At 65.5% G+C, this 24,204-nt stretch carries 22 protein-coding genes; 19 read left to right on the top strand and 3 right to left on the bottom strand.

The features are described from left to right. Positions 1-17: 17 nt before the first annotated feature. The 3 genes from lpdA to Q4S45_RS12785 are packed head-to-tail and all read left to right on the top strand — an operon-like array spanning position 18 to position 3,246. Positions 18-1,445 (top strand): dihydrolipoyl dehydrogenase, encoded by a 1,428-nt coding sequence (gene lpdA, locus Q4S45_RS12795; RefSeq protein WP_305504723.1) that lies wholly within the window; start codon positions 18-20, stop codon positions 1,443-1,445. 60 nt (positions 1,446-1,505) lie between these two features. Beyond that, the gene (gene zapE, locus Q4S45_RS12790; RefSeq protein ID WP_305504721.1) at positions 1,506-2,603 is read left to right on the top strand and encodes a cell division protein ZapE; all 1,098 of its coding nucleotides are present in this window, start codon (positions 1,506-1,508) and stop codon (positions 2,601-2,603) included. A 16-nt stretch (positions 2,604-2,619) separates the two neighbouring features. Beyond that, positions 2,620-3,246: a hypothetical protein gene (locus Q4S45_RS12785; RefSeq protein ID WP_305504719.1), complete on the top strand. Its 627-nt coding sequence runs from the start codon at positions 2,620-2,622 to the stop codon at positions 3,244-3,246. A gap of 133 nt (positions 3,247-3,379) precedes the next feature. On the opposite strand, the gene Q4S45_RS12780 is transcribed toward Q4S45_RS12785, so the two are convergent. Then, positions 3,380-4,186: a PP2C family serine/threonine-protein phosphatase gene (locus Q4S45_RS12780; protein ID WP_305504718.1), complete on the bottom strand. Its 807-nt coding sequence runs from the start codon at positions 4,184-4,186 to the stop codon at positions 3,380-3,382. A gap of 151 nt (positions 4,187-4,337) precedes the next feature. On the opposite strand from Q4S45_RS12780, the gene Q4S45_RS12775 reads away from it, so the two are divergent. From Q4S45_RS12775 to Q4S45_RS12765, 3 genes are all read left to right on the top strand, one after another. Further along, on the top strand, positions 4,338-4,538 hold the full coding sequence (locus Q4S45_RS12775) for a YdcH family protein (protein ID WP_305504716.1): 201 nt from the start codon (positions 4,338-4,340) through the stop codon (positions 4,536-4,538). Between the two features lie 115 nt (positions 4,539-4,653). Continuing rightward, positions 4,654-6,591, top strand: a complete 1,938-nt coding sequence (locus Q4S45_RS12770) for an ATP-dependent DNA helicase (RefSeq protein WP_305512102.1) — start codon at positions 4,654-4,656, stop codon at positions 6,589-6,591. Between the two features lie 134 nt (positions 6,592-6,725). Next, entirely contained in the window at positions 6,726-7,577 is an 852-nt protein-coding gene (locus Q4S45_RS12765) for a DUF6159 family protein (RefSeq protein WP_305504714.1), read from the top strand. A gap of 51 nt (positions 7,578-7,628) precedes the next feature. On the opposite strand, the gene Q4S45_RS12760 is transcribed toward Q4S45_RS12765, so the two are convergent. Then, a complete protein-coding gene (locus Q4S45_RS12760; RefSeq protein ID WP_305504712.1) occupies positions 7,629-8,603 on the bottom strand; it encodes an NADPH:quinone oxidoreductase family protein in 975 nt (324 codons plus the stop codon). Between the two features lie 152 nt (positions 8,604-8,755). Here Q4S45_RS12760 and Q4S45_RS12755 point away from each other — a divergent pair, with 152 nt between their 5' ends. The 9 genes from Q4S45_RS12755 (at position 8,756) to Q4S45_RS12715 (ending at position 19,774) form a co-directional block, all read left to right on the top strand. Beyond that, positions 8,756-9,364, top strand: coding sequence for a toll/interleukin-1 receptor domain-containing protein (locus Q4S45_RS12755; protein WP_305504710.1), 609 nt, complete (start codon positions 8,756-8,758; stop codon positions 9,362-9,364). Between the two features lie 10 nt (positions 9,365-9,374). Further along, positions 9,375-11,651 (top strand): tetratricopeptide repeat protein, encoded by a 2,277-nt coding sequence (locus Q4S45_RS12750; RefSeq protein WP_305504708.1) that lies wholly within the window; start codon positions 9,375-9,377, stop codon positions 11,649-11,651. A gap of 171 nt (positions 11,652-11,822) precedes the next feature. Further along, positions 11,823-12,560 (top strand): 5'/3'-nucleotidase SurE, encoded by a 738-nt coding sequence (gene surE / locus Q4S45_RS12745; RefSeq protein ID WP_305504706.1) that lies wholly within the window; start codon positions 11,823-11,825, stop codon positions 12,558-12,560. Next, positions 12,557-13,426, top strand: coding sequence for a protein-L-isoaspartate(D-aspartate) O-methyltransferase (locus Q4S45_RS12740; RefSeq protein ID WP_305504704.1), 870 nt, complete (start codon positions 12,557-12,559; stop codon positions 13,424-13,426). The genes surE and Q4S45_RS12740 overlap by 4 nt, the downstream gene beginning before the upstream one ends. 32 nt (positions 13,427-13,458) lie before the next feature. Further along, entirely contained in the window at positions 13,459-14,376 is a 918-nt protein-coding gene (locus Q4S45_RS12735) for a peptidoglycan DD-metalloendopeptidase family protein (RefSeq protein WP_305504702.1), read from the top strand. Positions 14,377-14,397: 21 nt separating this feature from the next. Continuing rightward, a complete protein-coding gene (rpoS, locus tag Q4S45_RS12730; protein ID WP_305504700.1) occupies positions 14,398-15,414 on the top strand; it encodes an RNA polymerase sigma factor RpoS in 1,017 nt (338 codons plus the stop codon). Between the two features lie 87 nt (positions 15,415-15,501). After that, on the top strand, positions 15,502-16,848 hold the full coding sequence (gene rlmD / locus Q4S45_RS12725) for a 23S rRNA (uracil(1939)-C(5))-methyltransferase RlmD (protein ID WP_305504698.1): 1,347 nt from the start codon (positions 15,502-15,504) through the stop codon (positions 16,846-16,848). 110 nt (positions 16,849-16,958) lie between these two features. Further along, entirely contained in the window at positions 16,959-18,263 is a 1,305-nt protein-coding gene (locus Q4S45_RS12720) for a chloride channel protein (protein WP_305504696.1), read from the top strand. Positions 18,264-18,355: 92 nt separating this feature from the next. Further along, complete coding sequence (locus Q4S45_RS12715) at positions 18,356-19,774, top strand: M20/M25/M40 family metallo-hydrolase (protein ID WP_305504694.1); 1,419 nt, start codon at positions 18,356-18,358, stop codon at positions 19,772-19,774. 68 nt (positions 19,775-19,842) lie between these two features. Here the strand turns inward: Q4S45_RS12715 and Q4S45_RS12710 are convergent, their stop codons facing one another. Beyond that, the gene (locus tag Q4S45_RS12710) at positions 19,843-20,526 is read right to left on the bottom strand and encodes a Bax inhibitor-1/YccA family protein (protein ID WP_305512101.1); all 684 of its coding nucleotides are present in this window, start codon (positions 20,524-20,526) and stop codon (positions 19,843-19,845) included. A 227-nt stretch (positions 20,527-20,753) separates the two neighbouring features. On the opposite strand from Q4S45_RS12710, the gene ndk reads away from it, so the two are divergent. From ndk to Q4S45_RS12690, 4 genes are all read left to right on the top strand, one after another. Beyond that, positions 20,754-21,167: a nucleoside-diphosphate kinase gene (ndk, locus tag Q4S45_RS12705; RefSeq protein WP_305504692.1), complete on the top strand. Its 414-nt coding sequence runs from the start codon at positions 20,754-20,756 to the stop codon at positions 21,165-21,167. Between the two features lie 86 nt (positions 21,168-21,253). Beyond that, the gene (rlmN, locus tag Q4S45_RS12700; protein ID WP_305504690.1) at positions 21,254-22,423 is read left to right on the top strand and encodes a 23S rRNA (adenine(2503)-C(2))-methyltransferase RlmN; all 1,170 of its coding nucleotides are present in this window, start codon (positions 21,254-21,256) and stop codon (positions 22,421-22,423) included. Next, on the top strand, positions 22,420-23,214 hold the full coding sequence (pilW, locus tag Q4S45_RS12695; protein ID WP_305504689.1) for a type IV pilus biogenesis/stability protein PilW: 795 nt from the start codon (positions 22,420-22,422) through the stop codon (positions 23,212-23,214). The genes rlmN and pilW overlap by 4 nt, the downstream gene beginning before the upstream one ends. 13 nt (positions 23,215-23,227) lie before the next feature. Beyond that, a complete protein-coding gene (locus Q4S45_RS12690; protein WP_305504688.1) occupies positions 23,228-24,190 on the top strand; it encodes a helix-turn-helix domain-containing protein in 963 nt (320 codons plus the stop codon). Positions 24,191-24,204: the final 14 nt, after the last annotated feature.

Raw genomic sequence — 24,204 nt, 5'->3', positions numbered from 1 at the left:
ACTAGGAATATCAAACAATGAGCAAACAATTTGACGTCGTCGTGATCGGCGCCGGACCTGGCGGCTACATCGCCGCGATCCGCGCCGCGCAACTGGGTTTTTCCGTCGCCTGTATCGATGAATGGGCCAACGCCAAGGGCGGTCCCGCACCAGGCGGCACCTGCACCAACGTCGGCTGCATCCCGTCGAAGGCGATGCTGCAATCGTCCGAGCATTTCGAGCACGCCGGCCACAGCTTCAAGGAGCACGGCATCGACGTCGCCGGCCTGTCGCTGAACCTGCCGCAGATGTTGAAGCGCAAGGACACCGTCGTCAAACAGAACAACGAAGGCATCCTGTATCTGTTCAAGAAGAACAAGGTCACCTTCTTCCACGGCCGCGGCGCATTCGCCGGCACCGCGGAAGGCGGCTACTCGGTCAGCGTCACCGGCGCGAATGCCGAAACCCTGACCGCCAAGCACGTCGTCGTCGCAACCGGTTCGAACGCACGCGAACTGCCGGGCGCACCGTTCGATGAGAAGCTGATCCTGTCGAACACTGGCGCACTGGCGATCGACGCCGTGCCGGCCAAGCTGGGCGTGATCGGCGCCGGCGTGATCGGCCTGGAAATGGGCAGCGTATGGCGCCGCCTGGGTTCCGACGTCACCGTGCTGGAAGGCCTGCCGACCTTCCTGGGCGCGGTCGACGAGCAGATCGCCAAGGAAGCGCACAAGCTGTTTACCAAGCAGGGCCTGAAGATCAGCCTGGGCTGCAAGATCGGCCAGATCACGCCGAGCGGCGACAAGGTCACCGTGGCTTATGCCGACGCTTCCGGCGCCGAGCAGACCGCCGAATTCGACAAGCTGATCATCTCGATCGGCCGCGTCCCGAACACCAATGGCCTGAACGCCGAATCGGTCGGCCTGAAGTTAGACGAGCGCGGCTTCATCGCCGTGGACGACGACTGCAAGACCAGCCTGCCGAACGTGTGGGCGGTGGGCGACGTGGTGCGCGGCCCGATGCTGGCGCACAAGGCCGAGGAAGAGGGCGTGGCGGTTGCCGAGCGCATCGCCGGCCAGCACGGCCACACCAACTTCAACACGATCCCGTGGGTGATCTACACCTCGCCGGAAATCGCGTGGGTTGGCCAGACCGAGCAGCAGCTCAAAGCGGCCGGCACGGCCTACAAGGCGGGCACCTTCCCGTTCATGGCGAACGGCCGCGCGCGCGCGCTGGGCGACACCTCCGGCATGGTCAAGGTGCTGGCCGATGCGACGACCGATGAAATCCTGGGCGTGCACATCGTCGGCCCGATGGCCTCCGAACTGATTTCGGAAGCGGTCGTCGCGATGGAGTTCCGCGCTTCGTCGGAAGACATCGCGCGCATCTGCCACGCTCACCCGTCGCTGTCCGAATCGACCAAGGAAGCCATGCTTGCCGTCGACAAGCGTTCGCTGAACTTCTGATTGTAGTTCCCTCAGCGGGCCGGCCACAAGCCGGCCCGTTTTGTTTTATACCGCAGATCCATGAACGTCCAAGAGTTTTACCAACATTCGCTGGCCCAGCGCGGCTACAAGTCCGACGAGGCGCAGCAGCGCGCGGTGGACCGGCTTCAGCGCGCCTACGACGAATGGGTCGAGTACAAGGGCCGCCGCTCGTCCAGCTTCAAGCGCCTGATCAACCGGCCGGACGTCCCGCGCGGCGTCTACCTGTGGGGCGGGGTGGGGCGCGGCAAGTCGTTTTTGATGGACAGCTTTTACTCGGTGGTGCCGGTGGTGCGCAAGACGCGCCTGCACTTCCACGAATTCATGCGCGGCGTGCACCGCCAGCTCGATGAGCTCAAGGGCGTGGCAGATCCGCTCGACGAAGTCGCGCGCCGCATCGCCAAGAAGTACCGCCTGATCTGCTTCGACGAATTCCACGTCTCCGACATCGCCGACGCGATGATCCTGTATAACCTGCTCAAAGCCCTGTTCGACAACGGCGTCTCCTTCATCATGACGTCGAACTACGACCCGGACCTGCTGTACCCGGACGGGCTGCACCGCGACCGCATGCTGCCGACCATCGCGCTGCTCAAGGAAAAGCTCGACGTGATGAACGTGGACGCCGGCGTGGACTACCGCAAGCGCGCGCTCGAGCAGGTCGATTCGTATTACACGCCGCTCGGCGCCGCGGCCGACCAGGCGCTGCGCACGGCCTACGCCAAGATCGCCGAGACGGCCGACGAAGACCCGCGCGTGCATATCGAGCAGCGCGAGATCCGCGCCTTGCGCCGGGCCGGCGGCATCATCTGGTTCGACTTCGCCACCCTGTGCGGCGGTCCGCGCTCGCAGAACGACTACCTAGAAATCGCCAGCCGCTTCCACACCGTGATCCTGTCGTCGATCCCGGCGATGTCGGCCGGCCAGTCGTCCGAGGCGCGCCGCTTCACCTGGCTGGTGGACGTGTTCTACGACCACAAGGTCAAGCTGCTGATGTCGGCCGAGGTCGAGCCCGAGGACCTGTACACCGAAGGCATGCTGGCGAACGAGTTTCACCGCACCGTCTCGCGTATCATTGAAATGCAGTCGCGCGAATACATGGAGTCGGCGCGGCGCGACGCGGCCGACGCGATTGCATAACAGGGGGAAGACTACGATGACCAGGCAGATTTCATTGTTGATGGTGCTGCTGGCGCTGGCCGGCTGCGCGTCGGTCAAGCCTTCGCCGCCGCCGCCGTTGGCGCCGCCCAGCCATTCGGTGGCCGAAGCCCAGGGTAAGCTGGCGCTGGCCGCGCGCGAGCGCGCGAGAGCCGAAGCCGAATTTGCCGTCAGCGAGCAGCAGTGCTATACCAAATTCCTAGTCAATAACTGCCTCGACAAGGCGCGCGAGAAGCGCCGCACCGCGCTCGCCGCGCTGCACGCGATCGAGAACGAGGCCGAACGCTACCAGCGCCAGGCCAGGGTCGATGAACGCGACAAGGCGATGGCGAAGGCGGAGCAGGAGTTCAAGGAACAGGAGGCCAGGATAGCGGCCCAGCCGCCGGCGCCGCCGTACCAGCCGCCGCCCGATGCGCCGCCCAGGCCGCCGGCGAAGGTGGACCGCGCCGCCGAACACACGGCGAAGGTGAAGCGGATCGAGGCCGAGGAGCGGGCGGGCGCCGCGAAGCGCGCGGCCAATGTGGAAGCCTACGAGAAGCGCAAGGCGGAGTCGGAACGGCGCCAGCGCAAGGTTGAAGAGAAGAAGCAGGAAAAAGAGAAAGAGAAAGCTGCGGAGGCGAAGTAACGAACATGGGGTCAGGTCCGGCGGAGCGACGGGGACGCCTAGTCCCGGTTTTGTCGCGGTCGAAAACGATGACGCGAATGTGCTGGCGGCAGCTTCAACTGCGGGGTCAGGTCCGGCGGACCTGACCCCAACATCAGACCGCGCGGCCCATCTTCTGCACCTTGTAGTTAGGCGCCTCTTTCGGCGGCGCGACCAGCTTGACGATCGCCATCGTGCAGTTGCCGCCCTTGCCCTGGGCCCGTTCGCCCGCCTTGTTGATCAGCATCTCGGACGCCTGCCGCGGCGAATTTTTCGCCAGCACCGCGCCCAGTTCGGCGTCGGTGAAGAAATGCCACAGGCCGTCGGTGCACAGCAGGAAGATATCGCCCGCCTTCAGCGCCTCATGGCTACCGATCGCCACGAAGGGCTCCTTGCGGCTGTTGCCCAGCACGTTGACCAGCAGCTTGGAATGGCGATGGTTGCGCGCCGCCTCGGCCGGCAGCCGGTCCGTTTCCATCAGGTAGTCGATGTAGCCGGCGTCGCCGGTGCGCATCTTGCACTCGGCCTTCTGGAAGCGGTACACGCGCGAATCGCCGACATGCGCCCACACCGCCTGGCCGGCCGGCGTGACGATCAGCGCGGCAAACGTGCAATGCTGCTCGGTCCCGGTGGCCACGGCGTTGAGCTTGATCACCAGGTGGGTCTCGTGGACGATCTCGCGCAGCAGGCCGGACAGGCGTTCCACGCTGGGGGCGTCGCCCGGCTTGAATTCGTCGAACAGCAGCTTGGCCGTGTGCAGCACCTGCTCGGAGGCGGCCGCGCCGCCGGTCACGCCGTCGGCCAGCACCGCCAGCATGTAGCCCGGCGCGCGAGAGCCGGAAAATACGGCGGCCCGGTCGTTCTGCTGCGGCCGGTTTCCAATATGTTGCGCTGTTCCGGCTTCGATCTTGTATGAATTCATATCTATGTTGGCGGCAACGTCTGGGTAGATTAAACTATGCACTGATTCCACCGAATGTTGCAAGCGGTAACTAATTACTGCGCTCGATTGTAGGCGTTTCCACGCTTTCTCTCGAAAGGGAATTGTAAAAATCTGTAGAGAACAACACACTATGCCAGATGTCCAGGAAATCCAGCGCCGCCTCGTCGAACTCGACGTGGAACATCGCGACCTCGATGCGGTCATAGATATGCTGGTGCTCGATGGCCACCACGACCAGTTGCAGCTGCGGCGCCTGAAAAAGCGCAAGCTGCAGCTGAAAGACCATATCACCCTGTTGAAAATGCAATTGGTGCCGGATGTTCCGGCCTGATCCGTCTTCGCTTCACTGACACTCCATTTTGACCGATTCCAACCAGGCGCCCGGCGAACAGCTTCCCGGCGCCGCTGATCAGGGCTCCCAGCCGGTCGGCAAATTCGACGCCGAGATCGACCGCCTGTTCAGTGCCGGCGGCCCGCTCGCGCCCGCGGTCGGCAGTTTTTCCCCGCGCCGCTCGCAGACCGAGATGGCCAAGGCGATTGCCCAGGCCATCGCCGACCAGAAGACCCTCATCGCCGAGGCGGGCACCGGCACGGGCAAGACCTTCGCCTACCTGGTGCCGGCGCTGATGTGGGGCGGCAAGACCATCGTCTCGACCGGCACCAAGAACCTGCAGGACCAGTTGTTCCTGCGCGACATCCCGACCGTGCGCGCCGCCTTGCGCGCGCCGGTCTCGATCGCACTGCTCAAGGGCCGCTCGAACTACGTCTGCCACTACAACCTCGAGCGCACCATGCAGAACGGCCGCATGACCTCGCGCGACGACGTCGGCCACCTGCGCGAGATCTCGCGCTTCATCAAGATGACCAGTTCGGGCGACAAGGCCGAGCTGTCCAAGGTGCCCGAGAACGCCACCATCTGGAACCTGGTGACGTCGACCCGCGAAAACTGCGTCGGCGCCGAGTGCCAGTATTACCAGGACTGCTTCGTCATGAAGGCGCGCCGCGAGGCCCAGCAGGCCGACGTGGTGGTGGTCAACCACCACCTGTTCTTCGCCGACGTGGCGCTGAAAGACACCGGCGTGGCCGAGCTGCTGCCGTCGGCCAACACCATCATCTTCGACGAGGCGCACCAGCTGCCCGACACCGCCACGCTGTTCTTCGGCCAGACCGTGTCGACCTCGCAGATCCTCGAGCTGTGCCGCGACGTGCTGGCCGAGGGCCTCGCGCACGCGCGCGGGGGGCCGGACTGGGCCAAGGTCGTCACCGCGGTCGAAAAGGCCGCCCGCGACCTGCGCCTGACCTTCCCGCAGGACATCGTGCGCATGTCGCTGGCGCAGATCGCGGCGTCCTCGCCATTCTTCCCGGCGCTCGAGACGGTCAAGGAAAAGCTGGCCGAGATGATCGAGGTGCTGGAAGACCAGTCGGCGCGCGCCGAAACCATCGAGCAGTGCCGGGTGCGCGCGGTCGAATTGGGCCAGGCGCTGGACGGCTGGAAGCCCGATGGCAAGGGCAAGATGGTCGAGGGCGACGACGCCGTGCTGTGGGTCGAAGCGTTCGCCTCGTCGCTGCAGCTGCACAAGACGCCGCTGTCGATCGCGCCCATCTTCAACAACCAGCGCGAAGGCACGCCGCGCAGCTGGATCTTCACCTCGGCCACGCTGGCGGTGAAGAACGACTTCAAGCATTTCACCGACCAGATGGGCCTGGCGGGGGAGGCGGCGCAGACCTGGCCGAGTCCCTTCAACTACGAGCAGCAGGGCATCCTGTATGTGCCGACCGGGCTGCCCGATCCGAACGCGATGGGCTACACCGACGCGGTTATCGACTGCGCGCTGCCGGTGATCGAGGCGGCCGGCGGGCGCACCTTCTTCCTGTGCACCACGATTCGCGCGGTCAAGCATGTGGCCGAGCGATTGCGCAAGGAATTCGCCGACCGCGGCCTCGAGTACCCGCTGTTCGTGCAGGGCGAGCGCGGGCGCACCGAGCTGCTCGACTCGTTCCGCAACGCCGGCAACGCCGTGCTGGTGGGCAGCCAGAGCTTCTGGGAGGGCGTCGACGTGCGCGGCGAGGCGCTGTCCCTGGTGATCATCGACAAGCTGCCGTTCGCGCCGCCGGACGATCCGGTGCTGGCCGCGCGCATCGACGTGATGGAAAAGCAGGGCATGAACGGCTTCATGCACCACACCCTGCCGGAGGCGATCATCAACCTCAAGCAGGGGGCAGGGCGCCTGATCCGCGACGAGACCGACCGCGGCGTGCTGATGATCTGCGATCCGCGGCTCATCTCCAAGTCGTACGGCAAGCGCGTGTGGCAAAGCCTGCCGCCGTTCAAGCGCACCCGGGTGCAGAAGGACGTCATCGACTTCTTCAAGCCGCCGCAGTAATTCGAATGGGGGCTGGTCGTGCCGACCCCCCCATCTCTGCCCCAAATCAAGGTGCCAATTCGTCAATCTTGTGATACTGTCCAGGCTGTTCCGCAAGGCAACTTGCGGCCCCATCGATCCGGACAGGAGCCACCATGTTCAACCGCATCACCCGCAGTTTCGATTTGCTCAAGGCCAGCGCCACGGTGCTCAAGGCCGACCGCCATTTGCTGGTTTTCCCGCTGATATCCGGCGTTGCGCTCGTGATGGTCCTGGCCTGTTTCGCGCTGCCGCTGTTCGGCATGGGCGCGTTCGACGGCATCCGCAGCGAATCTGACGTCACCCCGGTGCTGTATTCGGCCGCCTTCCTGTTCTACGTGGTCCAGTATTTCGTCATCTTCTACTGCAACGCCGCGCTGGTCGGCTGCGTGCTGATGCGCCTCGACGGCGGCGCCCCGACCGTGAAGGATGGCCTGCGGATCGCCAATTCGCGTTTCGGCGCCATCCTCGGCTACGCGGTCATCGCCGCCACGGTCGGCATGATCCTGCGCGCAATCGAGGAGCGGGTCGGCTTCCTCGGCCGCTGGATCACCGCCCTGGTTGGCGCCGGCTGGACCCTCGCCACCTTCCTCGTAGTGCCGGTGCTGGTCGCGCGCGACGCCGGCGCGATCGCCTCGGTCAAGGAGAGCGCCGGCATGTTCAAGCGCACCTGGGGCGAGAACGTCGCCGGCCAGGCCGGGCTGGGAATCGCGTTCAGCATCATCCAATTGGGGCTGATCGCCGCGGGCGGTATCGCGATTGCCGTCTTCATCGCCGTATTCAAGCTGCCCGTGCTGGCGCTGCTGATGATCGTGCTGACGGTTTTTGCCGTGCTGGCGACCCTGCTGTTTCACAGCGCGCTGACCGGCATCTATTCAGCCGTGCTGTACCGCTACGCCTCGACCGGCGATGCCGCGACCGGCTTCGACAACGGCGTGCTCGGCACGGCCTTCCTGCCCAAAAAATAATTCACCGCCGGGGTCTGGTCCTGCGGAACGACGCGGACCCCGAGTCCCGATTTACGGCACGATCACCACTTTCCCCGTCACCTTGCGCGCCGCCATGTCCTCGAGCGCGAGGTGCGTATCGGCCAGCGGATAACGCTTCGAAATGAGCGGCCGGATCTTGCCTTCGCCCAGCCACCCTAGCAGCTGGTGCATCGCCGCCAGGTTCGCCTTCGGCTCCTTGCGCACGAAGTCGCCCCAGAACACCCCCACCACCGAGGCGCCTTTCAGCAGCATCAGGTTGAACGGCAGCTTCGGAATCTCGCCGTTGGCGAACCCCACCACCAGGTAGCGCCCGCGCCAGGCGATCGAGCGGAACGCCGGCTCCGCGTACGCGCCGCCGACTGGATCGTAGATCACGTCCGGCCCCTTGCCGCCGGTGGCTTCCTTGATCGCCTCGCGCAGGTCGCCCGCACTGTAATTGATGGTGGCGTCGGCCCCGTGCGCGCGGCACACCGCCAGCTTGTCCTCGCTCGACGCGGCCGCGATCACGCGCGCGCCCAGCGCCTTGCCGATCTCGATCGCCGCCAGTCCGACCCCGCCGGCCGCGCCCAGCACCAGCATGGTCTCGCCGGCCTTCAGCGCGGCCCGGTCCACCACCGCGTGATGCGAGGTGCCGTAGGTGAGGGTGATCGCCGCCGCCGTGTCGAAATCCATCCCCGGCGGCATCGGCATCACGGCCTGCGCCGGCGCCACCACCTGTTCGGCGAAGGCGCCCAGCTGGGTGAAGGCGATCACCTTGTCGCCCACCTTGACGTGCGCGACACCGTCGCCGACCGCGCGCACCACGCCGGCCAGCTCATTGCCAGGCGTGAACGGCAAAGGAGGCTTCACCTGGTACTTGCCCTGGATGATCAGCACGTCGGGGAAATTCACCCCGGCCGCTTTCACGTCGATCGCCACCTGGCCCGGTCCCGGCGCCAGGTCGGGCAACTCCTGCACTTCCAGTGTGTCGGGCAGGCCCCACGCTTTGCATACCACCGCTTTCATTGCCGTCTCCGCTTGTGATGTTTGAAAAAGTACGATCGTTTGATTTTTCATTATGCCCGCTCCGGGCCATTTGCGCCGACGCAAGGTGGCAATGGATGAGCTTGTTACAGTCCTTGGTGCGCAGTTGGCTGTTTGTTCACGGGGAGGTCGATATGGCAATTCGCTACGGCTGTTTCTTCAGTTACGCCCAAGGCAAATACGACCTGATGACCCGCTTCAAGACCTCGCTGGCCGATGCGCTGCGCTGCTATCTCGAGCCGCACTTCGACCGCGAGGACGAACTGTTCGTCGACCACGAGCAGCTTGGCGGCGGCGACGACATCGACCGCAAGATCGCCCGCGCCATGTGCGAGAGCGTGGCGATGATCATGATCTACACGCCGAAGTATGAGGCCCATGCCTACACCCGCCGCGAATACGCCGCCATGCAAAAGCTCGAAGAGGAGCGGCGCCGCCACTACGACCTGCCTGGCCACCTGATCATCCCGGTGGTGATGACGCGCCACCCGGACGGACTGCCCGCGCAGATCACCGAGTCCGGCATGTACGTGGACTTCTCGCGTTTCACGATGGCCACGCCGGACCTGAAAGCGAACCTGGATTTTCTCCCCGATATCGCGAAGATCGTCGATCGCATCGTGCAGCACTACCAGATTCTAAAAAAGTGCACGCTCTCCGGACACGATTGCAACCAATTCGTGCTTCCCGCTGTCCCACCAGAATGGCGCGACCCGCCGGAAGTCTCGTTCCCAAAAAAATAAAAGGAGTCTTATGGAAATCAACCGCATTACATTGCCGCCGATACCCGCTCCCGGCGACGTGACCACGTTCTATTCATTCGAGAGCGGAACGGCGCGCAGCAGCGCGCTGGCAAACATGGCCGTGCTGCTGGCCGGGGGCAACAACGCCACCGTGCCGGTACTGATGATCGACTGGGACACCGAGTCGCCCGGCCTGCACCATGCCTTCGGCGCCGGCGGCGACGGTCCCGGCCTGCTCGAATATTTCGCGGCGCTGAAGGAGCACCTCGAGATGCTGGTGCGCAGCCAGGCCGAGTGCGCCCGCGACGACGAGCGCCTGGCCCGCGCCGTGCTCGAAGCGGTCGACTGGGAGCCGTTCGTCGCGCGGGTCGACCAGAGCCGCCCGCTGTACCTGATGCGCGCCGGCCGCTTCGACGGCAGCTACGGCGAGCGCGCCGGCGCGATGGACTGGGACGGCCTGTTCGCCGCCTGCCCGGCCCTGTTCCGCTGCTTTGGCGAGCATATGGCGCGGCGCTTCCGCCACGTCATGGTTGACGCGCGCAGCGGGCGTTCGGCCGCCGTCAGCATCTGCACCACGCTGTTGCCGCGCAAGCTGGTGGCCCTGTTCACGCCGAACCAGCGCAGCCTGGAAGGCATGTGCGGCGTGGTCAATCGCGCCATCGAATACCGTTGCAGCCACGAGGACGAACAGCGCCCGCTGCTGGTCTACCCGGTGCCATGCTCGATCGACAGCGCCGACTGCGAGCGCCGCCTGCAATGGCGCCGCGGCGATGCCGTCAAGGGCGGCGGCTATCAGCGCGCGCTGGAAAAGCTGCTGCGCGAGGCCTACGGCGTGAGCCGGATCTCGCTCGACAGCTATCTGGACGAAGTGCAGCTGCAGCAGACCAACGCCATGGCCAGCGGCGAGACGCTAGCCGAATGCGCCGGACGCGAAGGCGACCGCTTTTCGCTGGCGCGCACCTTCGAGACCCTGCTCGACTGGGTGGCCGACGGCCATTTCCCGTGGCAGTCGCACGCCGAAGTCGGCCTGCTCGGGCGCGTCGGCGTCGCGCGCGCGCTGTCGGCCGACGGCATCTCCACCGCGGTGTCGGTGCCGCTGGCCGGCGACCTGCGCCGACTGGGCGAACTGTATCGCAGGCAGGGCAGGGAGCGCCAGGCGCAGGAATGCTTCAAGGAGAGCACGGACTTGCGCGAACGCCTGCTAGGCCCCGACCATGCCGATACGCGCGCCAGCCGCGCCAGCCTTGCCGGCTTGCTGCGCCAGACCGGCAAGCTGCACGAAGCCAAATTCCTGTATGAGCTGCTGGAGCAGGACTGCCTGCGCCTGCTTGGCGCCGGCCACCCGGAAACCCTGGCGGTGCGCGGCGAACTGGCCGCCACCCTGGCCGACCTGAACGACTTTGCGGCCGCACTCGAACTGCACGAAGAACTGGGCGCGGCCTGGGAGCGGCGCTTCGGCCCGGACCACGCGATGACCCTGGCCAGCCTGGACGCGCAGGCGGGCACGCTGGCGCGCGCCGGCAAGCTCACGCTCGCGCGCATGAAATACGAACGGGTGCTGATCGGGCGCGAACGCCTGCTCGGCGCCGAGCACGACGACACCCTGCGCTGCACCCAGCAGCTGGCGCTGGTGTTGCGGCGCCTGGGCGACCTGGCCAACGGGCGCAAGCTGCAGGAGGGCGTGGTGAGGGCGCGCGAGCGCCATGCCGGCGCCGACCATCCCGACACCTTGCAGGCGCTCGAAGCGCTGGCCGACATTTTGGCCGACCAGTGCGACGTCAAGGGCGTGCAGGAAGTCGATGCCGCGTTGGCGCGTTCCTACCGGCGCCGTTTCGGCGTCGAGCCGCCGCAGGCGGCCAGCGTCGAGCGGCGCCTTGCTGCGCGCCTGGGACAGCAGGACGAATCGGGCCCCGCCTGCGCGCAAGGGGGCGGGCCGCGCCCTCAGGCGGCGCTGTCGGCCGGCCCGCATGAAGCCGAATCGGTCCCGGCCGCGATGCGCCAGCCGTTTCGCGAGCTGCGCGGCGCCGATCCCGACAGCCTCGAACTCAGGCTCGCGGAGCTCGAGCACCTGATCGACAACCAGCGGGACGCCGAAGCGCGCGAGCTGGCCGACAGCCTGGGCAAGATCGTGCTGCGGCCCAGCGTGGCGCCGCACTTGCGGCGGCGCGGAGGTGCGCTGATCCGCCAGGTGTACGACATGCAGGGCGACAAGGACGCGCGCATCGCGTACGGCGAGGCCGAGGTGGCGTCGCTGGAAGGGGCGCTGATGGAAGCGAAGGGCGGCTGACCGGCCACGGCGTGCAGCGGAGAAGGGGGCTGGTCCTGCGGAGCGACGGGGACGCCGAGTCCCCATTTTCATTCACAAGCCAACGCTAAGCCGAAATTGGGGGCAGGTCCGCAGGACCAGACCCCCAATCTTTACAGTCGATGCGGCCCCAGCTTCAGGTAAAATTGCCGCATGAGAATACTTATCAGCAATGACGACGGCTATCTCGCCCCCGGTATCAACGCCCTGGCCGAAGCGCTCGCGCCGGTCGCCGACATCGTGGTGGTCGCTCCCGACAGCAACCGCTCGGGCGCCTCGAATTCTCTGTCGCTCGACCGCCCCCTGTCGGTAACGCAGGCGGCCAACGGTTTCTATTTCGTCAACGGCACGCCGACCGACTGCGTGCACGTGGCCCTCACCGGCATGCTCGACTACCGCCCCGACCTGATCGTCTCGGGCATCAACAACGGCCCCAACATGGGCGACGACACCCTGTATTCCGGCACCGTCGCCGCCGCCACCGAAGGTTTCCTGTTCGGCATCCCGGCGATCGCCTTCTCTCAGGCCGAGCACGGCTGGGCTCACCTCGACGCCGCCGCGCGGGTGGCGCGCGAAATCGTGCTGCGCCGCTTCGACGCGCTGCAATCGCCCTGGCTGCTGAACGTGAACATCCCGTGCCTGCCCTACGAACAGCTGGGCAAGGTCACCGCGACCCGGCTCGGCCGGCGCCACCAGGCCGAGCCGGTGATCCGCGCCCAGGATCCGCGCGGGCGCGAAATCTTCTGGATCGGCCCGCCGGGCGCGACCCGCGATGCCGGCGAGGGCACCGATTTCCACGCCACGGCCAACGGCCTGGTCTCGGTCACGCCGCTGCAGGTCGACCTGACCCACAAGACCCAGCTGGCCCAGCTGGCCGGGGAGCTGGCATGAAAGAGCCGAAGAACAGCACCTTCCCCTTGCCGCTGTCGTCGGTGACCGGCGCGGCCGACCGCAAGCGCGAAGGCTACGCGCCGGCGCGCGTGGCCACGCCGCAGACGGCCACCCGCAACGCCGTGCATACGCCCTACGTGGCGCCGAAAGCGAGCGCGGCGCCGTCGAAGTCGCACAGCGACGCGCTGCAGCGCTCGCAGCCGGCCGCGCCCGCCGCGCCGCGGCCCGACCTGATGGTGTCGGACGCGATCCGCCGCGCCATGGTGCTGCGGGTGGCGAAGCAGGGCGTGCAGGACCGGGTGGTGCTGGGCGCGCTGGAAACGGTACCGCGCCACGCCTTCATCGAGCCGGCGCTGTCGGCCCAGGCCTATATCGACGCCTCGCTGCCGATCGGCCACAACCAGACCATTTCCCAGCCCTACATCGTGGCGCGCATGATCGAAGTGATGCGCAACGACGGGCCGCTGCAGCGCGTGCTCGAGATCGGCACCGGCTGCGGCTACCAGGCCGCGGTGCTCTCCTGCGTGGCCCGGGAAGTGTATTCGATCGAGCGGATCAAGCCGCTGCACGAGCTCGCCAAGGCCAATTTGCGGCCCCTGCGCATCGCTAACCTGCGCTTGCACTACGGAGATGGTATGCTTGGCCTGCCGCAGGTCGCCCCTTTCGACGGTATCATATTGGCCGCAGCCGGCCTCGAAGTGCCGCGCGCCCTGCTCGAACAACTCGCCATCGGCGGCCGGCTGGTCGCGCCGGTGGGCGCGCAGGTACAGCACCTGCAACTGATTACCCGCACCGGCAAGGCTGAATGGATGAGTGAAACGCTGGAAGGCTGCCACTTCGTGCCGCTGCGTCCCGGCACCGTCTGAGCCCAAGAACGTCGATACCCACAATGATGAGAATGAAACAAACCAGTCCCTTAGCCCTCCTGACCCTCACCGTTTGCCTGCTCAGCGCCTGCAGCACAGCGAGCCGCCGGGCGCCGATCATCGACCGCGCCCCGGCGCCGGTCGCGGCCCGTCCCGCCCCGGTCGTCGCCGACGAGCAGAAAGAGGAAGCGCGCGGCAGCTACGTCGTCCGGCGCGGCGACACCTTGCTGCGCATCGCGCTCGACCACGGCCTGAACTACCGCGACGTGGTGGCCTGGAACCGCCTGGCCAATCCCGACGACATCAAGGTCGACCAGGTGCTGCGCCTGACCGCGCCCGAGCACGTGGCCGGCGCCATCCAGACCGCGCCGGTGACGATGCCGGAAATCCGTCCGGCGGCGCCGAAGAAGACCGCCCCGCGCGGCGAGAAGAAGTCGAACAGCGACAGCGCGCTGGCCGACGCCAAAAAGGACGACGACGGCAAGCCGGACGCGCGCCCGGAGCCGAAGGTGGAGAAGGCGGCCGTGACCAATCCGTCGGCTGGCATCGCCCCGGGCAGCATCGTGCGCGCCGACGACGACGAGAAGCTCAGCTGGATGTGGCCGTCCGACGGCAAGATCGTCGCCACTTTCGACGAAGGCAAGAACAAGGGCATCGACATCGCAGGCAAGCCCGGCCAGCAAGTGATGGCCGCAGGCGCCGGAAAAGTAATGTACGCGGGCTCCGGCATCCGCGGTTATGGTAATCTAGTCATCGTCAAGCATAGCAACAGCTTGTTGTCGGCCTATGCCCACAATCGCACCATCGTGGTCAAGGAAGGCCAGACCGTCAACAAGGGAGAGAAGATCGCCGAAATGGGCGACTCCGATTCCGATTCGGTCAAGCTGCACTTTGAAATACGCCAGCAGGGCAAGCCGGTCGATCCGTCGAGGTTCCTGCCAAACCGTTAAAGTTCATGCCATGAAGCGCCCATGACACATCCGCCGCACCAGCTGGAAGACGACTCGGGCCCGGACGAACTGCCGGATGGGCCGCTGGACGAAACCATGAGCGATCCGGACGAGGGCGCCGACTCCGACACCCAGGAGGCACCCCATCCGGAAGTGGTGCTGGCCAGCGTCGACGAGCTGAAAAAGGTGCTGGCGGCCGAACTGTCGACCGACACCACCCAGCATTACCTGAACCAGATCGGCACCCGGCCGCTGCTGACGGCGCCCCAGGAAGTCCACTTCGCCACCCTGGCCAAATGCGGCGACTTTTCCGCGCGCCAGACCATGATCGAGCACAACCTGCGGCTGGTGGTGTCGATCGCCAAGCACTACATCAACCGCGGCGTGGTCCTGCTCGACATGATCGAGGAGGGCAACATCGGCCTGATGCGCGCGATCGACAAGTTCGAGCCCGAGCGCGGCTTCCGGTTTTCGACCTACGCGACCTGGTGGATCCGCCAGAGCATCGAGCGCGCCATCATGAACCAGGCGCGCACGGTGAGATTGCCGGTGCACATGGTGCGCGAGCTGAACCAGGTGCTGCGCGCCAAATACCACCTCGAGGCCCAGCACCACAACGGCAAGGACGCCACCGCCGAGGATATCGCCCACCTGGTCAGCCGGCCGGTCGAGGAGGTGCAGGACATCCTCGCGCTGTCCGAGCACGCCACCTCGCTCGACGCCCCGCTCGACAACGATCCGCAGTCGAGCCTGATGGACATGCTGCCCGGCGAGGCCGACGACAGCCCCGACGCGCGCGCCGAGCACCACGAGATGACCGTGCTGGTGCGCGACTGGCTCACCAAGCTGCCCGACAAGCAGCGCATTGTCGTGATGCGCCGCTTCGGCCTCGACAACGACGATCCGGCCACGCTGGAAACCCTGGCCGAGGAGATGGGCGTCACGCGCGAGCGGGTGCGCCAGATCCAGCAGGAAGCGCTGGTCAAGCTGAAGCGGGCGATGGCCGCCCGTGGCGTGGTGCGCGATTCCTTGTTATGATGCGCCCGGGCTGAAACGCCCGCATCGACCGACTATTTCCCCGAACATTCACCCGCCGGCGCCGGTATGCGGCCGCTATTTTCCTTTATGCCAGATATGCAGATTGACATCAAATCCCTCGACATGGACGCGCGCGGCGTCGGCCACATCGAGAACGAAGACGGTTCGCCGGGCAAGGTGGTGTTCGTCGAAGGCGCCTTGCCGGGCGAGCGCGTGAGCTTCCTGACGTTCAAGAAAAAGAAGAACTGGGAAGCGGCGCGCATGACCGAACTGCACCGCGAGTCGTCGATGCGCGTGACCCCCAAGTGCGCGCATTTCGACAACTGCGGCGGCTGCTCGATGCAGCACCTGGAGCCGTCGGCGCAGGTCGCAATGAAGCAGCGCGTCCTGGAGGACAACCTCTGGCATATCAGCAAGGTCAAGTCCGAGACCATCATGCGCCCGATGCACGGGCCGACGTGGGGCTACCGCTACCGCTCGCGCCTGTCGGTGCGCCACGTGGTCAAGAAGGACACGGTGCTGGTCGGCTTCCATGAGAAACGCTCGGCGTTCGTCGCCGACATGAGCGAGTGCAAGATCCTGCCGCCGCACGTGGACGCCATGCTGCTGCCGCTGCGCGCGCTGATCGGATCGCTGTCGATCTTCGACAAGGTGCCGCAGATCGAAGTGGCGGTGGGCGAGGGCGTCACCGCGCTGGTGCTGCGCATCATGGCGCCTTTGTCGCCGGCCGACGAGACCTTGCTCAAGGCCTTTGCCGACCAGTGGAACATCCAGTGGTGGCTGCAGACCAAGGGGCCGGAGACGGTCGCGCCGTATTATCCGCTCGACAAGGAACTGTTCTACACGCTGCCCGAATTTGGCGTCAAGATGCCGTTCAAGCCGGTCGACTTCACCCAGGTGAACCACCACATCAACCGCGTGCTGGTCTCGAGCGCGCTGCGCCTGCTCGACGTGCAACCGCAGCACCGCGTGGCCGACCTGTTCTGCGGCCTGGGCAACTTCACCTTGCCGCTGGCGACGCGTGCGCGCGAAGTGGTCGGCATCGAGGGCAGCACCGCGCTGACCGAGCGCGCGCTCGACAACGCGAAAAAGAATGGCCTGTCCGACAAGACGACCTTCGAGACGCGCAACCTGTTCGAAGTGACGACCGAGGACCTGGTCGCGCTGGGCAAGTTCGACCGCATGCTGATCGACCCGCCGCGCGATGGCGCGATGGCGCTGTCGCAGGCGCTTGCCGGCCTGCGCGCCAGCCATCCCGAGATGCTGCCGGAGCGGATCGTGTATGTCTCGTGCAGCCCGTCGACGCTGGCGCGCGACGCCGGCATCCTGACGCACGAAGCCGGCTACGTGCTGAAGAAGGCGGGGGTGGTGAACATGTTCCCGCACACCTCTCACGTCGAATCGATGGCCGTCTTCGAATTGCCGGCGGCGTAAGCGACGGGGACGCAGAGTCCCCATTTTCATCGCACCGCTGAAATACATTTGGACAAATGTAATATAATCGTCCGAATCCATTTCAGCCGCGGGCGCAAGCCGCGCCCTCCATGTTCTCACCGTTCAGCCGCCGCAGCATCGACCGCGCCCTTCGCCTGTGGCACCGCGGCGCCGCCTGGACGCTCGGGCCCCTGCTGGTCGGCGCGATGGCGGTCGGGCTGGCGCTGGGCAGCGAACGCGCCGGCCGCCTGAACGCCGTCCTGACCGCCGCCTGGCGCTTCGCTCCGCTGATCTATATGCCCGCCGGCTTCGTGCTGATCGCCTGGCTGACGCGGCGCTACTTCCCCGGCGCCCAGGGCAGCGGCATACCGCAAACCATCGCCGCGATCGAGGAAGAGGGCGAGGCCAAAACCAGCCATCTGCTGTCGCTGCGCATCGCCGCCGGCAAGTCGCTGCTGACCCTGGCTGCGCTGGTGCTGGGCGCCTCGGTCGGACGTGAAGGCCCGACGGTGCAGATCGGCGCCTCGATCATGCATGCGTTCTACCGCAAGGGGCCGTTCCAGGGCGCGCGGATGCGCCGCATCCTGATCACCGCCGGCGGCGCGGCCGGTATCGCGGCCGCCTTCAACACGCCGCTGGCCGGCATCATGTTCGCGATCGAGGAACTGAGCAAGAAGCACGTCTTCAACGGCAACAGCTCGACCCTGGTGACGGTGATCCTGTCCGGCCTGATATCGCTGGCGGTGCTGGGCAATTACACTTACTTCGGATCGAGCGCCGCCACCCTGGCGTGGCCGTCGGGCGTGATGGCCGTGCTGGTATGCGGCCTGGCTGGCGGTCTTGCGGGCGGCGTGTTCAGTCGCCTGATGCTCGCCTGCACGGTGCGCCTGCCGGCGCGCGCCGCCGCCCTGATGCGCGAGCGCCGCCTGCATTTTGCCGCGCTGTGCGGTCTGCTGGTCGCCGTCATCGGCATCGCGTCCGGCGGCCTGGCGTTCGGCACCGGCTATGAAACGACCCGCACGATGCTCGAAGCGAACGCGGCGCTGCCGTGGTATTTCGGCGCCGCCAAATTCGCCGCGACCTTGCTGACCTCGGCGAGCGGTATTGCGGGCGGAATCTTCGCGCCGTCGCTCGCGGTGGGCGCCGGCTTTGGCGACAACCTGGCGGCGCTGATGCCCCAGCTGGGCAGCCACAGCGCGGTGGTGCTGATGGTGATGGCGGCCTATCTGTCGGGCGTGACCCGCGCCCCTGTCACGTCCTTCATCATCATGCTGGAGATGACCAACAGCCACCAGATGCTGATGCCGCTGATGAGCGCCTCGGTGATCGCCAGCGCCGCGTCCAGGCTGGTGTGCCGATCGCCGCTGTATCACAGCCTGGCGCAGCAGTTTGGCAACGCGCTTCCTGCAAAATAATTAATTTAATTGCAATAACGGTGAGGTTGAGATAAGTTCATTTCCTCGCTGGCTTTTCGTCGGCGCCGTTGCATCTCACCTGAGGAAGCAAAATGAAATTTCCAGGAATTGGAATTGCCGTGCTGCTGATGGGGTCGATCGTTTCAGCCAGCAGCCATGCGCAAACCGCGCCGCTCACCCCCGAACAAAAGCAGTTGCGTGAAATCTACCAGGAACTGGTGGAAATCAATACGACCGATTCCGCCGGGAGCTGCACCATCGCGGTGACGGCAATGGCGGCGCGGCTGAAAGCCGGTGGCTACAGCGATTCCGAGATGCAAATTATCGTGCCGCCCGGCGGTCCGACCAAGGGCAATCTGGTCGCTCGCCTGAAGGGCAACGGCGCGAGCAAGCCATTGCTGTTACTGGCGCACGTCGACGTCGTGGAAGCAAAGCGCGCTGACTGGGTGCGCGACCCCTTCAAGCTCATCGAAGAGAACGGCGTGTTTTATGCCCGGGGGTCTTCGGACGACAAGGCGATGGCCGCCGTGTTCGTGGCAAACATGATTCGCTACAAGCGCGAGCATCTGGCCGCCAGGCGCGACATCATCCTGGCGCTGACCTGCGACGAAGAGATTATCCCGTCCAGGTTCGACGGCCTCGAATATCTGCTGAAGCACCACCGCAATCTCATCGACGCCGAGTTGGCCTTGAACGAAGGCGGCAGCGGCTTGCTCGACAAGAACGAGAAGCCGGTTCGCCACGGCATCCAGGTGGGCGAGCGCGTATTCCAGAGCTATCAGCTGGAAGTGACCAACCCCGGTGGCCATAGTGCGCGCGCGCCGCGCGATAATGCGATCTATCACCTGGCGGACGGCCTGTCGCGGCTGGGAAAGTTCGACTTTCCGTTCACGCTGTCGCCCACGACCCGTCTTTTTTATGAACGCATGTCGAAGATCGAAACCGGACAGACCGCCGCCGACATGAAGGCCATCCTGCGCGATCCGCCAGACCGTGACGCGATGGAGCGCCTGTACACCATCAGTCCCGAGCACAACTCCACGGTGCGCACCACGTGTGTGGCGACAATGGTCGACGCCGGGCACGCGACCAACGCTTTGCCGCAGCGTGCCCGCGCTGTGGTCAACTGCCGGGTACTGCCGGGGGAATCGGTCGATGCCGTGCGCGATACGCTCGTGCGCGTGCTGGCCGACGATAAGATCAAGATCACCCCGATGGGCGAGGCCGTGTTGTCGCCGCCGCCCCCGATGACGCCCGCCATCATGAATGCCGTCGAGCTCATTACCAACGATATGTGGCCGGGCGTGCCTGTGGTCCCGACGATGTCGGTGGCCACCACCGACGGACGCTACCTGAACAATGCCGGGATCTGGACGTATGGCGTGAGCGGCATGTTTGCCGGCGCCGAAGGGAACGGCATCCATGGGCTCAACGAACATATCCGTGTCAAGTCGCTGTACGACGGACTGGAGTTCTTGTATCGCCTTGGTAAGAACTTGGCGCAGCAATAGTCGTCCGGCGCCCATAAAAAAAGCCGACCCGCGGGTCGGCTTTTTCTTTACTTGACTACTCAAGCATCTTAATCGCGGCTACCGCCCAGGCCCAGCAGCGACAGCAGATTCACGAAGATGTTGTACACGTCGAGGTAGATCGACAGCGTGGCGGTGATGTAGTTGGTCTCGCCGCCGTTGATGATGCGCTGCACGTCGAACAGGATGTAGGCCGAGAAGATACCGATCGCCATCACTGAAATGACGATGTACAGCGCCGACAGGTGCAGGAAGATGTTGGCGAACGACGCCAGGATCAGCACGATGACGCCGGCGAACAGCCACTTGCCCATCAGCGAGAAGTCGCGTTTCGACACCGTGGCCCAGGTTGCCATCACGGCGAAGATGCAGGCCGTGCCGCCGAACGCGGTCATGATCAGGCTGCCGCCGTTGCTGTAGCCCAGCGTGTGGCGCAGGATCGGCGTGAGCATCAGGCCCATGAAGAAGGTGAAGCCGAGCAGCACGGCGACGCCGGCGGCCGAGTTCTTGGTCTTTTCGATGGCGAAAATGAAGCCGAACGCGATCGCCATGAAGATGATGAAGCCCATGGCGCCGGTCAGCATCGGCAGGTTCATCTGCACGCCGACGAAGGCGCCGAATACGGTCGGGATCATCGACAGCGCCAGCAGCCAGTAGGTGTTGCGCAGCACGCGATGGCGGATGGCCTGGGTGCTTCCCGCCAGGTCGTAGCCTTTTTGCAGGTTGGTGATCATCATGACTCCAAGTCGTGGTTAGGGTTGTCGCTCGATCAAAGCATAGCACGCACGCGCAAAAGCGCGCAAAATTGCGTCAGTGCAGCATCGAATTGCTGGCGCCACTCTATCACTACGGCGCCCGCCGGTGCAATATAGGGCAGGTGGGGTTTATATGGTAAAATCAAAGGTTGATTGAGTTCTTATTTTCTCGATTTAAACCTTTCTTTTTATTGGAGTTTTTACACATGGCTATCGAACGCACCCTGTCGATCATCAAACCAGACGCAGTTGCAAAAAACGTCATCGGCCAAATCTACAGCCGTTTCGAAAACGCTGGCCTGAAGATCGTCGCTGCCCGCATGACCCAACTGTCGCGCGAACAGGCTGAAGGCTTCTACGCCGCTCACAAAGAGCGCGGCTTCTTCAAGGATCTGGTCGACTTCATGGTGTCCGGCCCTGTCATGATCCAGACCCTGGAAGGCGAGAACGCCGTCCTCAAGCACCGCGACCTGATGGGCGCGACCGATCCGAAGAAAGCTGAAAAAGGCACCATCCGCGCCGATTTCGCCGATTCGATCGACGCCAACGCCGTCCACGGTTCGGACGCTGTCGAAGCTGCCAAAGTAGAAATCGCTTACTTCTTCCCAGAACTGAAGTAATCGCCAGCACGCAACAAGAACCGCTCGCCTGAAGCCTCGGGCCCGGCGAGCGGGGTTCGCATCACTTTTTAGATATTGAAAACACCATGACGACTCTCACCAACCTGCTGGACTTCGATCCCGCGCAACTCGTCGCTTACTGCGCCGACTTGGGTGAGAAGCCGTTTCGCGCCAAGCAGCTGCAGCGCTGGATCCACCAGTTCGGCGCCAGCGACTTCGACAGCATGACCGACCTGGCCAAGTCCCTGCGCGACAAGCTGAAGACCCGCGCCGAGATCCGCGCGCCGGCCATCATCAGCGACAACACTTCCAGCGACGGCACCCGCAAGTGGCTGGTCGACGTCGGCAACGGCAACGCGGTCGAAACCGTGTTCATCCCGGAAGAAAACCGCGGCACGCTGTGCATCTCCACGCAGGCCGGCTGCGCTGTCAACTGCCGCTTCTGCTCCACCGGCAAGCAGGGCTTCAGCCGCAACCTGACGGTGGCCGAAATCATCGGCCAGCTGTGGATGGCCGAATTCGAACTGCGCCGCACCAAGGGCATCGAGCCCGGCCCGAAAGGCGAACGCCAGATCACCAACGTGGTCATGATGGGCATGGGCGAGCCGCTGCTGAACTTCGAGCCGACCACCACCGCGCTCAAGCTCATGCTCGACGATAACGCCTACGGCCTGTCGCGCCGCCGCGTCACGCTCTCGACCTCCGGCGTGGTGCCGATGATGGACAAGCTGTCGCAGGAAGTGCCGGTGGCGCTGGCCGTATCGCTGCACGCGTCGAACGACAAGCTGCGCGACGGCCTGGTGCCGCTGAATAAAAAATACCCGCTGCGCGAGCTGATGGCTGCGTGCAAGCGCTATCTCGAATTCGCCCCGCGCGACTTCATTACCTTCGAATACTGCATGCTCGACGGCGTCAACGACAGCGACGAGCACGCGCGCGAGCTGCTGGCGCTGGTCAATGACCCGGTCGTCGGCGTATCGTGCAAGTTCAACCTGATCCCGTTCAATCCCTTCCCGGAATCGGGCCTGCTGCGCTCGAAGAACCCGCGCATCAAGGCCTTCGCCCAGGTGCTGATGGACGGCGGCCTGGTGACCACCATCCGCAAGACCCGCGGCGACGACATCGACGCCGCCTGCGGCCAGTTGGCCGGCGAAGTGCAGGACCGCACCCGGGTCCAGGAACGGATGGAGAAGATGGACGAATACAAGCAGAAGTTCGGCGCCAATTTCGGCAAGATCGTGGAGATCCGTTCTTGAACCGGGCCCTGACCCTGTGCCTGTTCGCGCTGGCGCTGGCCGGCTGCGCGGGCAGCGGCGGGCCGGGCGGCGGCAGCGCCGACCTGAAAACCGCGTCCGACCAGACCGCGGCCGACAAGCGCGCCTCGATCCGCCTGCAGCTGGCGGTCGGCTACTTCCAGGACGGGAAGATGGAAGTGGCGCTCGACGAAGTCAAGCAGGCCATCGCCATCAGCCCGGACTTTGCCGATGCCCACGGCGTGCGCGCGCTGATCTACGACCGCATGGGCGAGGAGAAGCTGGCCGACGAAAGCTTCCAGCGCGCGCTGCGCCTGGCGCCGCGCAATCCGGAGCTGGCCAACAACTACGGCTCCTTCCTGTGCCAGCACAACCGCGGCGCTCAGGGCATCCCGTACTTCGAGTCGGCGCTGAAGAACCCGACCTACCAGTCGCCGGTCAAGGCGCTGATCAACGCCGGTTCGTGCAGCGTCAAGATGAAGAACTACGAGGCCGCCGAGCGCTATCTGCTTGACGCCTTGCGCTACGAGCCTGATTATCCTGCCACCAACGCCGCACTGGCGCGGGTGTACTACGAGCGGCGCGATTTGCAGCGCGCCGGATTTTTTATCAATCGCGTCAAGGCGGATGCGAAGCTCGACAGCTTGTCGGCCGAGGTGCTGTGGCTGGCGGTGCGGATCGACCGCAAGCTGGGCGACAAGGCGTCCGAGGCCAGCATGGCGACGATGCTGCGGCGCCACCATCCCGGTTCGCCGGAATACGCGGCACTGCAGCGCGGTGCATTCGATGAATGAAACAGGAACGACAATGAGTTCAGAGTGGGTAGAACAGCCGGCTAACGGCGACAACCACGGCGTGCCGGGCAAGACGCTGGCGGCGCAACGCGAGGCCATGGGATGGACCGTCGAGCAGGTCGCCGACCAGCTCAAGCTGGCGGTGCGCCAGGTGGTCGCGCTCGAGGCGGGCGACTACGCCGCGCTGCCGGGACCGGCCGTGGTGCGCGGCTTCGTGCGCGCCTATGCCAAGATCGTCAAGCTCGATGCGGCGCCGCTGGTGGCGCAGATCCCGCTCGACACCCCCAGCCCGAGCGACGCCACCGGCACTACGATCCGCGGCCACAAGACGCAGGCATCGTTCTCCGAAGTGCGCTTCCCGACCCACGGCAAGCGCGCGGCGCTGCCGGTCATGCCGATCGTCGCCGCCGTCGTGCTGGCCGGCGCCGTTGCCGCGGCCTGGCATTTCGGCCTGGTCGCCAAGCTGATGAACCGGGGCGAGACCGCCGCCACGCCGGCATCGGCCACCGCGGTGCTGCAGCCGAATAACGCGGCGCCTGCCGCGCCGGTCGCCAGCGCGCCGGCCACGCCGACCACCTTGCTCAATCCTTCGGTGCCGCTCATTTCCGTGCCGCCGCCGAGCACCGCCACCGCCGGTTCGCCGTCGGCCGGCGTTGCGCCTGTCGTGGCGCCCGCTGTCACGCCTGAAGCCGCTCCTGCCGCCGTGACTGCGCCTGCCGCAGCCGCGGCGCCGGCGCCTGCGGCCAACGCCCTGGTGATCGCGGTGCGCGAAGACTCGTGGATCGAAGTCAGGCGCGCTCACGGCGCACCGCTGATCAAGCGCGTCGTCAAGGCCGGCAGCACCGAAACCTTCGACATCACCGAGCCGGTCACGCTGGTGGTCGGCAAGCCAACTGGCGTCAGCGCGACCCTGCGCGGCGCCGCGCTCGACCTGCCTGCGCAACCCGGCGCGGCTGCCAAAGTGAACCTCAAGTAATCGAATTTAATTGC

The sequence above is a fragment of the Massilia sp. R2A-15 genome (assembly GCF_030704305.1).
In the GTDB taxonomy this organism is placed as follows: domain Bacteria; phylum Pseudomonadota; class Gammaproteobacteria; order Burkholderiales; family Burkholderiaceae_D; genus JAFCUW01.
This window is presented reverse-complemented; position numbering and strand designations above follow the sequence as displayed.